The organism is Stappia stellulata DSM 5886 (assembly GCF_000423705.1).
GTDB classification, from domain to species: domain Bacteria; phylum Pseudomonadota; class Alphaproteobacteria; order Rhizobiales; family Stappiaceae; genus Stappia; species Stappia stellulata.
On record NZ_AUIM01000010.1, the window covers coordinates 125,184 to 139,378 of the forward strand.

5 protein-coding genes are annotated in these 14,195 nt (G+C 63.3%); all 5 read left to right on the forward strand.

The genetic code is table 11. The features are described 5' to 3' along the window. Nucleotides 1-303 precede the first annotated feature (303 nt). The 5 genes from G572_RS0105795 to G572_RS25355 all read left to right on the forward strand — a co-directional run bounded on the left by G572_RS0105795 (nt 304) and on the right by G572_RS25355 (nt 14,195). Complete coding sequence (locus G572_RS0105795; RefSeq protein WP_029057666.1) at nt 304-11,013, forward strand: S-layer family protein; 10,710 nt, start codon at nt 304-306, stop codon at nt 11,011-11,013. A gap of 245 nt (nt 11,014-11,258) precedes the next feature. Continuing rightward, the gene (locus G572_RS0105800; protein ID WP_029057667.1) at nt 11,259-11,777 is read left to right on the forward strand and encodes a phage tail protein; all 519 of its coding nucleotides are present in this window, start codon (nt 11,259-11,261) and stop codon (nt 11,775-11,777) included. Nucleotides 11,778-11,820: 43 nt separating this feature from the next. Continuing rightward, the gene (locus G572_RS0105805) at nt 11,821-12,339 is read left to right on the forward strand and encodes a phage tail protein (RefSeq protein ID WP_029057668.1); all 519 of its coding nucleotides are present in this window, start codon (nt 11,821-11,823) and stop codon (nt 12,337-12,339) included. A gap of 13 nt (nt 12,340-12,352) precedes the next feature. Continuing rightward, nucleotides 12,353-12,874: a phage tail protein gene (locus G572_RS0105810; protein WP_029057669.1), complete on the forward strand. Its 522-nt coding sequence runs from the start codon at nt 12,353-12,355 to the stop codon at nt 12,872-12,874. 46 nt (nt 12,875-12,920) lie between these two features. Then, a complete protein-coding gene (locus tag G572_RS25355) occupies nt 12,921-14,195 on the forward strand; it encodes a DUF8189 domain-containing protein (RefSeq protein WP_051241717.1) in 1,275 nt (424 codons plus the stop codon).

Below are 14,195 nucleotides of genomic sequence, written 5' to 3' on the forward strand. Positions count from 1 at the left end.
CAGCGCGAACGGCCGCAGGCACCTTGAGCCGAAGCGGACACCAGACCAATCTGTATCATCTTGGCAACACCCTTACCAAATTGTCACCCTACGTAAGCCGAAGGGCGAAACACTTATTGAAATGCTCGCATTGGTTGATGAAATTGCGAAGACCCCAAAAGGACCACCAGCGAAGGTTGGGTGCCATTTGTTTTTCTCCTTTTGAACATTTGGGAGAGTGTCATTTCTTACAATCCGCCCGTCACCCGCCGTTTTCGTGTTTCCGGCCGGGAATTGCTTTCGTCCTCCTGTGCGGCCGCCATAGTGGCGGGCGCCGGCGGACAGGCTTTCGCACAGGATTCCCAGCGTCTTTGGGGCGCATGGGGCGAGCTTGGCGCTCAGGCGGGCGCGGAAACGAACGCCTTCCTCGAGGGGTTCATGCCGATCGGCCAGGATGCAGACAGCATTGTCTTTCTCGACATGCGCCTGGACTATGGCGAGAACAGCCGCGGCTCCACGTCGCTCGGTCTCGGCATCCGCGAAATCGTCGGGCCGGACCTGATTCTTGGCGCGAATGTTTTCGTCGATGCCGTGCGAACGGAAAACAGCAACACGTTCGCCGGTGCGACGCTCGGCCTCGAGGCCTTCACCTCGATCTTCGACCTTCGCATCAACGCGCATGTCCCGATCGGCGGCCGCACCAGGCTCTCCCCCATCGTTTCCGGAGACGGGGTCAGCGTCGTCAACAACCAGCTGGTCGAAAACAGGACACGCGTGGACCGCAAGGAGGGCCTGCTGTCCGGCCTGACCGGCGAGATCGGCGCGATGTTCGATTCGCCCTTTGCCGACAACCAGCGGCTGCGCGCCTATGCGGGCGGTTACATTTACGACCGCGACGGCTTTGACACGGAATCCGGCGGACGGCTCGGGCTCGAATACCAGATCAACGACGTCTTGAGCCTTGCCGGATCGCGCTTCACGCTTGGTGCGGAGCTCGTCTACGACAAGGACGACGAGTTCGACGCCATTGCCTCCGCGCGGTTGCGCATTCCGCTCTTCAGCGGAGCGCAAAGCCGCGGCGCCAACGGGGAAAGCCGGCTGTCGGCGATCCAGCAGCGCATGGACGAGGGCGTGCGCCGCGACAAGGGCATTCGCGTCGGCACGAGCAGCAGCACGACCGCCGTGAACGGCGTTCCGGTCATCAACCCGGCAACGGGCAATCCCTACGGCGGCATCTATTACGCGGACCAGGGCGGCGGCGGCACCGGCGATTTCGCCGACCCGGCATCGCTTGCAACCGCGGTCGCCAACGCCGGAACGGACGGCATCGTCATCGCGCTTGGCGGCGGCGGGCCGATCTCGACCTCCGGCGTCACCCTCCAGTCAGGGCAGACACTCATCGGCGGCGGCGAAAGCATCCAGGTGCAGCTCGCCGACGGATCGACGACGAATTTCCTGTTGTCGGGCACCAATGGCACCATCGACGGCGACCCCGGCGTGACGACGGTCACGCTCGCCAGCGGCGTGACCATCCGCGACCTGACCATTCAGGGCGGGACCACGGTGATCGGCGGCAATGCCGTTTCGAATTTCACGCTGACGGACCTCTCCATCCAGAACGCGACGGACGGGATCGTCGTCACCGGCGCGGTGAATGCCAGCGTCAGCAACATTTCGTTTTCGGGCATCACCGGAACCTCGCTGTTCCTGAACAACGAGTCGGCGACGGTCAGCAACATCACGATCGACGGCGGCACCAATGGTCTGGTGATTGCCAACAACACCGGCACGACGACGCTCTCGGGCATCAATGTCAGCAATGTTTCGGGCGACGCGCTGTCCTTCACCAACAACACCGGCGATATCAACGTCAGCGGCTTCACCGCGACGAACACAGGCGACGATGCCATTGCGGTGACTGGCGGCGGCACCTTCGGCTTCTCCGGAACCACGACGCTCAACGGCCTCGGCGCCGGCGCGACCAGCGACGGCATCGACCTCAGCAACACCAACAACGCCACGCTGACCTTCGGCGATGTGGATGTGACCGGTCTCGGCGGGGGCACGGGGCTGAACATGGCCGGCGCGGATGCGACCCTGACCATGCAAAGCCTCGACGTCACCGGCACGGGCGTCGGCGGCAGCAAGGGCGTCGACCTGTCCGGCACCCAGAACGGGCGGACCGTTTCCATCACAAACGGCGGCACGATCACCAATGTGGACGTCGGCCTCGTACTCGGCACCAATGGCAGCGCGCTGGCCGCGCCCGATGCGGTGTTCACCTGGGGTGGCGGCGATATCGGCGGCCTCGCCTATGCACTCGACGGCATCGGGGTGAATGCAGCGAACGGCTCCTATGCCTTCGGCACGACCGGGTTTACCGGCGCCTTCAATTTCACGACCTCCGGCACGCCGAACTATTTCGTCGCCGCCACCGCCACCGGCACGGGCGACGGTTCGTCCACCGCAAACCGCGCCTCGGTCGCGACCGCGATCGCCGATGCGGCGGGTCTTGGAACCGTGAACTTTATCCTGATCAACGACGGTTCGGCGCTCGACACCGCCGGCGCGACCTTCGAACTCGCCAACAACCAGACCATCGACACCTTCGGCGGCGGGCGAACCTTCACCTCCGCCGGGCTGATAATCGCGGCCAACATCACCGGCACCAATCTGCCGACCGGCACCACGGCAATCACCGATCCGACCGGCAATGGCGCGGCAACGCTGACCAATTCCTCCGGCGCGGTCAGCACCATCGAGGTCGCCAACGGCAACACGATCCGCAACATCACGCTGGGCAGCACGCTGGGAATGGCCTTGTCGGGCAGCGGCATCGCGGGCCTGACCATCGAAGGCGTGACCATCGGCACCGGCACCGACACGCCGGTCAACGGCATCGAGTTGAACAACACGACCGGCGCGGTGACGCTGACAAATGTCGACATCACCAACACGACCGGCACCGGCCTGTCGCTGAACGGTGCAAAAGGCACCGTCACCGGCAACAATGTCGACATCACCGGGGCCAACGCATTGTCCGTCACCGGTGGCGATGCGGCCGTCTCCTTCAACGCCTCGAGCTCGATCACCAACACATCCGGAACGGCGGTGTCGATCTCCGGCCGGATCGGCGGAAGCTTCACCCACTTCGGCAGCATTGCGTCGAATGGAGGAAGCACGGAGGGCATTTCCATCACGGGCGCGGGCGCCGCCAGCAATGTGACCTTCGGCGGTCAGGTATCGCTCGGCACGTCGTCTGCCCTCGGCTTCAGAGGCGTCTTCGTCAACAACAACGGTCAGTCGTCGCAGATCGCCTTTACCGGCGGACTGGAAATCGAGACAGGCGCCTTGACCGGATTCGAGGTTCGCAATGGCGGCAGCATCAGCGTTGCGGCGGCCGGCACGCGAACCATCCGGAGCGGCGGCGCCACAGCCTTCTTTCTCCAGAATACGTCGATCGGTTCGGATGGCGTGAATTTCGATTCCATTGAAGCTGTCGGCAGCGGCCCCTTCCCTGGGATCGTCGTCTCTTCGGTCGATACGAATGCGGGCGGCATCTCCATCGGATCGGCGACCCTCAGCGGCAATACCCTCAGGGCCATCGACCTTGAGAATGTCAGCGGCGCGAACGGATTTTCGCTTACGGCGGCGGATATCGACCAAGGCGTCGGTGGAACCGGTGTCTTCATCGGCGGTACGAACGGCACCATTTCGATCGGAACGGGAACGGCCAACGGGATCACCGGCCTCAAGATCGATGACGGCGACCAGGGCGTGCGCATCGATCAGACCAGCGGCACGGTAAACCTCGGAACGACATCGACCGGTGTGGTCGAGATCGGCACGACGGCACAACTCAATGCCTTCGCACTGCAGGTCGGCACAGATGCCGGCGGCACGATCAATATCGGCAACACGACAAATCAGTCGCGCTTCGACGCGGCATTCAACGCCGTCGCGTCCTACGATGCGGACGCAACGACGACCTTCACGAACATCTCGGCCGAATCACAGACCAGCACCGCCGTCGTCGTTGTCGACAACGACGGCGTCGGCGAAACCCGCTTCGAGAGCGGTCTGGCGATCTCGACGACCGGCGGCACCGGCATCAGCATCCAGAGCGCGCGGGCGAGCGTTGCGAGCGCTCCGGGCCTCAACACGCTGAACGCCACGGGAACGGGCGTCGGCATGGTCCTGAACAATGCGACAATCGGGACAGCCGGTCTGCATTTCGACACGGTGAACATTGCGACCAACAGCATCGGGATCAGCATTGCCGGAACAACCGGGGGCGGAGACATCGTGCTCGGCGATGTCGATATCAACGGCACCAACACCGGCACCCAGGCAATCCGGATCGCCGGGACCGTGTCGAATACCATCACGATTGCCGATTTCGACACGAACCTGCTGCAGGGGCAGACCGCGCTCGACATCGACGGCGCCTATTCCGGCACCATGACCTTCGGCGACTTTGACGTCACAAGTTCCTCGACCACCGGCACGACCGGTATTGATCTGGCCAATGCGACAGGCGGCGGCACGGTTCAGGTCGGCGACACAACGGCAGCCGGCGCCAGCGCCAGCATTGCGGGCGTCGACACCGGCGTTCTGCTCGGCAACGGTACCGATCTCGCCTTCGTCTATGGCGACGGCGAAGGCGCGATAGATCAGGGATCGACGATCTCCGCGACAACCGCCATCGACGCCACGAATGCGCCCGTGGCCGGTACCTACAATTTCCAGGACGTCGAATTCGCCGGAAGCCCGGGCGCGGGCTTCGGCATCGGCACGGTTTACTTCGTCGATTCCGACGGTGCGACAGGGGGCGGCGACGGCTCCGGTTCGAGTGCCGCCAACCCGATGACGCTTGCCGCGGCAGAGCTTGCCGCAGGCGCCGGCGACATCATCGTGCTGATCGACAACGGATCGCCGATCTCGACGGCTGCGACCAACGCGAACGACACGCTGAACCTTCTGGCAAGCCAACAGTTGCTCTCCTTCGGCGACGGCGCGGGTGGCAGCCAGTCCATTCAGGTGAGCCTGACCGTTCCGCCGACGATCCAGCTGTTCGCGGCCGGCCTGACCATCGATGATCCGACCGGAGGCGGCGCCGCCACGCTGACGACCACGGCGAGCAATGACGTCGTGACGCTCGGCGGAGACGGCATCCGCATGTCGGGGATCGACTTCGAGGGCAATGGCACCGCAGCTCGGGCGATCAACGATGCCGGCGGCGCGACCGGCACGGTGATCGAACGATCCGGCGTGTCGAATTTCGCCACCGTCGGCATCGAGATCACGCCCTCGATCAACACGACGATCGACGATGTCGACTTCTCCGGAAATGCCAATGACATCCTGCTGAACGCAACCAATTCGACGCTGACCAACATCACCTCGACGGGCGCGAGCGGAACGTCGATCACGCTGACCGACGCCACGGGCACGACGACGCTCACCAACATCTCGATCACGGGGGCGGCGAACGGCCTGGTGTTCAACAACGCCTCCGGCACGGTGACCGCGACGAATGTCGACATTTCCGGCGGCAACACACTTTCGATCGACGACGGCGATGCCGTTTTCTCCTTCGATGCGGCAAGCTCGATCAACGCGACCGGCGGCACCGCGGTCAGCATCAGCAATCGCAGCGGCGGCAGCTTCACGCATGCAGGTTCCGTCGTTGCAAACGGTGCGGGGACGGCAGGCATCTTTTCCTTCGCCTCCACCGGAGCGCATTCGATTTCCTTCACCGGAACCGTGGATATCGGCACCACCACGCCAGTCACGTCGTCCGGCGTCTTCATCGACAACACGGGGCAGAACGTCACCGTCAACTTCGCCGACATCGACATCGAAACAGACGCCGGCTTCGGCATGGTCGTTCAGAACGGCGGCACACTCTCGGTCGGAACCGGGTCGCTTTCCGTCAACAATGCACAGATCACGAATTTTGCCGGCATCGCCTTTGGCGCTGGCGGCGTGAACTTCACCTCCATCACCGGTACGAATCTGGCAGGCGCAGCCGGGCTCGGCTTCAATTCGGTGACGGGCGGCGCTTTCACCGTCAGCGGCACGACGTCCATAGCCGGCTCGACCGGATCCGCCATTGCCGCAACCAATGTCTCCGCGAACATGCAGTTCGGCACGGTCGACCTGACGCTGACCAGCGGCGACGGACTGCTGCTCAACGGCAACGGCGGTACGCTGACGACCGGCGACATGACCATCGCCATGGGCACCGGCGGCAACGGCATCGTCGCGACCGGCACCAATGGAGACATGACCTTCGGCAACGTCGACATCACCAATGTCGGCGCGGGCACGGGCGTCAATCTCTCCGGCGGGACGTTCGACGGTCAGATCACCTTCGCCACGCTCGACATCACCGGAACCAACACCGTCGGCTCCAAGGGTATCGACCTGACCGGCTACGACAACAGCAAGGATGTCGTGACCACCGGATCGGGCACGATCCAGGGCGTCCAGACCGGCATCGACCTGACCAACTCCGATATCGCCAACGGCGTGCGGTTCCAGTACGGCGACGGCTCCGCGCCGGTCGCAAGCCTGATCGACACCTCGGGCATCGCCGGCAATGTCGCGATTGTGACGACGGGCGTCACCGCAACCGGCGAATACGACTTCGAGGACGTCGGTTTCGGCGCGAGCAACATCTCCAACCTGCAGGGCCCGACGTTCTTCGTCGTCGGCACCGGCGGCACGTCCGGCAATGGTACATTCTCCGATCCCGGCACGATCGCTGAAGCCAAGGCCTCCGGCGCCGGCGTCATCGTCCTCGTCGACGAGACGACCGGCGGCGTCCAGCACATCATCGACGCCGCGGCCCAGGGCGACGGCACGCTCAATCTCGCCGACGGCCAGGCACTGGTCGGCATGGTCGCCGGCGAAACCGTCGATGCATCGACCCTTGGCATCTCCGCGTCCGGTCCGCCGGCGAGCGTTCTGCTGACGGGCATCTCTTCGAGCTCGGATATCGTGGCGCCGGGAACCGGCATCGACAGCGTCGTTCCGATCCTGACCACGACGGGCGCGAACAACACCGTCGAGCTTGCCGGCACGTCGACCATCCAGACCGTCGACATCCGAAACGGCGGCACGGGTGACGGCATCACCGCAAGCTTCGGCGCGGCACACACTGCAACCTTGCGCTCCAGCAGCATCGGCGGCGGCACCGGTGCCTGGGCCATCGACCTGGCGACGACGGCGGGCGCTTCCACGGCTGCCTTCTCCGACCTGACGCTGACGAGCGGCCTGCGCCTCGACGGTTCGGGCGGCGGGTCGCTCAGTGGCACGATGACAGGCACCAACACAATCGTGGGTGCCACCGGTCAGGCCGTCGCGCTCAACGCAGTCACGCTCGATCCGGGCGGGATGACCTTCGACACGATTTCGGCCAATGGCGGCGGAACGGTTGGCAACGGCATCGTGCTAGACGATCTGGGAAGCGGCTCGAGCTTTTCCGTCACCGGCACGACGACGCTGGACAATTACACCGGTTTCGGTATCGAGATCGGCAATCTCAGCCAGGCCACGCAGACGATCAGCTTCGGCGCCGTCAACATCAACACGACGGTCGGCGAGGTGGATTCCGGCGGGGACGGTATCTCCATCGACACGATTTCCGCAACGGATGTCGACATAGACTTCGGCACCGTGAGCATCGGCAACGCCACCGACCCGTCCGGCACGGGCGCCGCGGTCGCGACGATCACCAATGCGGCGACAGGCTTCGATCTCGATTTTGCATCCCTGGACCTGGCCAATGTCGCACTGGGCTTCACGGTCGACGGGTTCGATGCACCCGGCGCATCGACCGTCACGGTCGCCGGCCCGACGAACATCACCGCCAACACGTTCGACGCGATCCGGATCGTCAATTCCGACGGCGACGTGACCTTCGGCGGGCGCACGACGATCACCAACAGCGGCGCGGCCGCCGGCGCGGACGGCGTCGATCTGGGGGCAGATGCCGGCGGGGCCAATACCGGCGCCTACACGTTCAACGGCGTCGACATCACGGTGAACGGCACCGGCGCTTTCGGCTTCCGGGCGACCGATTCCGGCACGGTCACGATCAACGATCCGTCGAGCAACAACCAGATCACCTCCAACAACGGCACCGCGCTCTACATCAATCCCACGCAGATCAGCCTCGACCTTCAAAGCGTCACCTCGTCCAACGCGACCGGCTCGGGCGTCTTCATCGACGGCGGCGATGCGGTCGGCGGCGCCGGTGCAACCGCGGTGGACATCGGCACGCTCAATGTGACCGACTCCTCCGGGGCGGGCGTGCGGATCACAAATTCGACGGGCACGTTCAATATCGGCGCGACGACCATCAACAATGCCGGCTCCGCTGGCGGCGGTGTCGACCTGGATCTCGGCGCCGGCGATACGGCCACGGTGAATTTCACCGGTGCGCTCGACATCGACACCAATGCAGCCACCGGCTTCGACGCCAACGGCACCGGCGGAGCGTCGCTGACGGTCAATGTCTCGGGAACCGGCACACAGGCGATCAACACGGCGACGGGCCAGATCCTGTCGATGAACCAAGTCATCGTCGGCGGCAGCGGCGTTTCCTTCGACACGCTGGCAGCGTCGAGTACCGTCTCCGGTGACGCAGTGAGGCTCTTCGATGTCGATGGCGGCGCCTTCAACGGGGGCGCGGTGAGCGTCGCCAACACGTCGGCCGCCGGCGATGGCATCGTGATTTCCGGCTTTTCCACGTCGACGTTCAACTTCACGTCCGCGACGATCGACGGCGCGGCGGGGGCCGGCATCAACCTCAGCGGGGCGAATGGGGCCGTGACATTCGGCACCGTCGACATCGATGGCACTGACGGCGATGGTGTGGAAATCTCAAACGCCCACAGCTCCGTAACGATCAGCGGCGGATCGATCGGCGCGACCAATGATCCGGCCGGCATCGCCGTGGATATCAACGGCGGTTCAGCCAATGTGACGATTGCCGCGACCGTCACCAAGACCACGGCGAACGATCTCATCGAGATTTCCGGGCGCAGCGCCGGAACCGTAACCTTCTCGGGCAATCTGAGCGCGACCGGAGCGGCAGGCGGTATCCAGGTCATCGCGAACAATAACGGCACGATCAATTTCTCGGGCGGCACGAAGACGCTCAGCACGGGTACGAACACCGCCGTCAGCCTGACGAACAACACCGGGACGGCGATCAACTTTATCGGCGGCGGGCTCGACATCGACACCACGAGCGGCGCGGGCTTTGTTGCCGACAACAGCGGGACGGTGACCGTTCAGGGACCCGGCAACACGGTGACGACCAACACCGGCACAGCGGTGGATATCCAGAACACCACGATCGGCGGTGACGGCGTCACCTTCGACACGCTCAGCGCAACCGGCACGGTGACGGGCGATGCAATCAGCCTGACCAGCGTCAGCGGCGGCACTTTCAACGGCGGCGCCGTCAGCGTGGCGGGCGCGTCTGATGACGGCGTCGTGCTGACCAACAACGCGGCGACGATCCAGTTCGGCACGACAGGCATCACCAACGCCGCCGGAGACGGCATCGAAATCTCCGGCAGCGGTGCGACCTTCGGCGCGACCACGATCATCAATCCGGGCGCACGCGGCATCGTCATCGGCACGACGGCGGGCACGACCTTCGGCGACGTCGACATCACCAACCTCGCCGACAATACGACGGGCGTCGATCTCACCAGCGCCTCGGGCGCGGTGAATTTCGCGACACTCGACATTTCCAGCGCCTCGCTGACCACCGGCACCACCGGCATCGACCTCACCGGCGCGACCAATGCCTCGAACATGACGACGACCAACTCATCGACGATCAACAATCTCGCGGTCGGCGTCGACCTGACGAATGCCAATATCACCGGCACCTTCCAGTACGGCGACGGCGAGGGCGCCACCAACACGAACTCCAACATCTCCAACACGACGACGGCGATCGTGATCACCGGCGTCACGGCGAACGGCACCTATAACTTCGAGGATGTCGCGTTTCCCGGCAGCGGCACGTCCAATCTCGGCGGCGGTGGCGGCGGCGGCACCGTCTATTGGGTGGCGGCAACCCCGACGGGCGCGGAGGACGGCTCCTCGGCCGCCAATGCCGCATCGATCGCCGACGCGGAGACGGCGAGCGCGAACTATATCGTGCTGCTGGACAATGCCGGCGGCGGCGGACAGGACACCATCAATCTGGGCTCGGGTGACTTCGCGCTCGATACCGACCAGTCGCTGCTCAGTTTCCGCAATGTGGACAGCTTCACCTTCGGCGGCGGCGCCCCGTCCAACATCGAGCTCACCGGAATTTCCGGCGGCACGACGATAACCAATCCGAACACGGGCTCCGGCGCCCCGCTGCTGACATCGGGCGGCACGACGACGATCACGGTCGCCGACGGCAGCGTGATCGACGGCCTGCATATCGAGAATACGTCCAACTCAAATAGCGGCGAACGCTTGATCGGCGCGGACGACTTCGCGGGTACGTTCACGGTTCAAAACTCGCTGCTGGAGTTCACGGGCTTTTCAGGCATCGGTGTCGATATCACTCACTCCGGCGGTTTTTCCGGTACCACAGTCGCCCTGATCGACAACAACCAGATAAACACCAACAATCGTCAAGGCATCCGTATCGAACTTCAAGGAACAGGACGCCTCGACGCAACGATCTCAAACAACACGATCGTGTCGACCGGCGCAGGAGACAACATAAATGCTCTTGTCGGCTTCCTCACCCCAGCAACACTTTGCGCGGATATTTCCGGCAATACCGTGAGTGGCGCCACCGATGGCATTGTATTCAATGTGGTCGGCTCTGGCGGCTCAGAAGCCAATCTGCTGCTCCCTGGCTTCACAGGACCCGCCAATGACTCCGGATCCGCTCGAACGTTCCTCGACAATCAAAACTCGATCACAGCCAGTACTGACAATGTTGACGTCGTGCTGAACAACGGGCTTGTTCCCGCAAATCCGGGAGCTTGCACGACACCATGATGCTTTTGTGCCCGAGCACGACCGGACACTCGGTAGGATGAGCGATCATGACGCCTTTTTTAATATACAAAAAACAACTTTTAATATGTTTATAATTCTTTTGCCATTGACAGTTTTATCTATTGTCGACACTATGTTAATATATAGTCTAAATTCTCAATTCGATGGTTTGGATTCTGTGAATATTATGTTGCCGCAGTTTGTCGCAACTGTTTCACTTATTTTTAAACTCAGGAGGATTCGAGATGTCAGAGCCATTTCTGGCTGAAGTTCGGATGGTGGGTTTCACATTCGCGCCGAGGGGGTGGGCCTTTTGCGATGGACAGATCCTGCCCATCAATCAGAACCAGTCGCTCTATTCCCTTCTGGGGACGACGTATGGCGGCGACGGCCGGACCAGTTTCGCGCTTCCGGATCTGCGCGGCCGAACGCCGATCCATGTCGGGCGCAGCAATGGAGGGGACTTCCATACCGAAGGTCAAAAGAGCGGGGAGGAGACCCATACGCTGTCCGCCAACGAAATGCCCAACCATACGCATTATGCGCGCGCGAACTCCGCACAAGGTGGTGAGCTTTTTCCCACGAACAACGCTTTAGCCAGATCGGCCGGCACTTATGTCGATTATTCACCCGCGAATGCGGTGAGCTTGCGCGCGGGCACGATCCTGAATGTGGGCGGCAGTCAGGCGCATGAGAACATGCAGCCCTATCTCACCATTAACTTTTGCATAGCGCTGCAAGGGCTCTTCCCCTCGCGCAATTGAGCCTTGTCCCATTTTCATCACGTAAATCACGGGAGGACCTGGAATGTCCGAACCCTTCGTCGGCGAGATCCGCATGTTCGCCGGAAATTTCGCTCCGCGCGGCTGGGCCTTTTGCGATGGCCAGTTGCTTGCGGTCAGCCAGAACGACGCACTGTTTTCCCTGCTCGGCACAATTTACGGCGGCGACGGGCGCACGACCTTCGGCCTGCCGGATATGCGCGGGCGCATTCCGCTGCATGCCGGCCATGGCCCGGGCCTGTCCGAACGCCGCCTCGGCAGCCGGGGCGGGGCGGAAAAGGTCACGCTCACCGCAAACCAGATGCCCTCTCATACCCATCCGATGCAGGCGAGCACGACCGTTGCCAACAGCGATAGCCCCCAAGGGCGGGTCTCAGGGCAAAGTGCGTCCGGCAACTTATACACGGAAGGGGCACCCACAACCGCTATGTCCCCGCAAGCGGTGACCAACACCGGCGGAAGCCGCTCGCACACCAATCTTATGCCCTTTCTCTGTGTCAATTTCATCATTGCGCTGTTTGGCATCTACCCAAGCCGTCACTGAGGAGTGATCCGCCATGTCTGAACCCTTCATCGCGGAGATCCGCATCTTTGCCGGCAATTTCGCCCCCCGCAGCTGGGCCTTTTGCAATGGCCAGCTCCTGCCGATCTCTCAAAATACCGCGCTCTTTTCCCTCATCGGAACGACCTATGGCGGCGACGGGCGCACGACCACGGCCCTACCCAACATGGCCGGGCGCGCGCCCATGCATCCGGGTCGCGGACCGGGCCTGACCTCGCGCCGGCTCGGCCAACGCGGCGGTACGGAAATGGTGACGCTCGCCGAGTCCCAACTGCCCAATCACAACCATTCCATGTATTCGGAAGGAGGCACTCTGGCAACCGAAGCGGCGCCGAGCGACACCCGCACATTCGCCGCATCTCCTTTAAGTCCATACCACGCCGGCACCCCCGACATTGATATGGCGTACGAGACACTCCCCACCGAGGGTGGGTCGCAGGCGCACAACAACATGCAGCCCTATCTCACGATGAATTTCATCATCGCACTTCAAGGGCTTTATCCCTCGCGAGGATAACAAGGCGGGCTCACGCCCCCGAATACAGACCCATGGGAGCGCGCATATGACTGACGCAACCGAACTGACACTGGAAGACGACGCCTTCCTGCCCTCGTCCACCGACGAGCCGGCCATGACGCCCTTCGCCGAACTCTCCAGGCTGATGGTGGTCGCGATCCGCACCGATCGGGGCAACAGTTTGATGTGGACCGCGCAAACCGAGCCGAATGGCCCATGGAGCGGAAACTGGGCCGCCATCAACGACAAGCCTTACGACCGACTCGCCACCGGCTGCACCCATGACGGACGCGTCGCCTTGGTGGCGCAGACAGAAGGGATCAACCCGGACATAGAGTATATCGCCGAAACGCCTAATTCGACGGACGACAAGCATTGGATCGCACCCGTGAGCCTTGGCATGCCGTCCGGCGTGACCCAGGTCTCGCAGCTCGGCATGACGGTCAACGCCGGCGGTCGGATCGCGGCCTTCGCCGTCGCCGACCGCACGGTGTACTGGGCCTTCCAGAACCCGGACAAGGTCGTCGAAACGACGGTGGAGCAGATTCCGCCAGGGCAGAGCGAGCCGATAAAGGTCACGGTTTACGAGAGCGCGCCGCCGGACAAACCCTGGAGCGACTGGCAGGCACTTCCCGGCTCCGATGTCGCGTCCCTCGTCGTCACCAACAATGCCGGCGGGCGCGTGATGCTCATCGCCAACATCGGGCCCGAGGGTCAGGAAGCGCTAGCGGTCAATCAACAGAAGGTGGACAACGCCTTCGATATCTCGAACTGGACCGGCTGGACGACGATCACCGACGAAACCAGCGGCACGCCGGGCGGCGTGCCCGCCGCTGTGCTCGACCGTCAGGACGCCGTGAACATCTTCATGATCGGCGACGAGACCAACATCATGCAGATCCGCCAGGACCCTCCCGGTTCCGAGACTTGGTCCGGGTGGGCGCGCATGGGCGTGCTCGACGGCGCGATGGTCTCCGTCTCCGCCTCCTTCAATGCGGCCAATCACGTGGTATTGCTCGCGGCGGACGACGAGGGCCGCCTCTACGGCAACTTGCAGATCGACAGTCACTTCCAGCATTGGCTCGGATGGGAGAAGGTCGGCAAAGTCCCGGGGCTCGGCGCCGCGGCGATGAACTACAGCGCCGACGGTCGTCTGATGTACGCTCAGCAGGACGGCGGCTCCGGCGGTCTCCAGGCGCTCCCGCAATACACGATCGACTCATCCAGTTGGTCGGCCGGATGGACGGTGCTTGCCACCGGCGGCGTCGGCGCCTTCGGCATCATACGCGATCTCACGCCTCCAACGGCGACGCCGACGTGA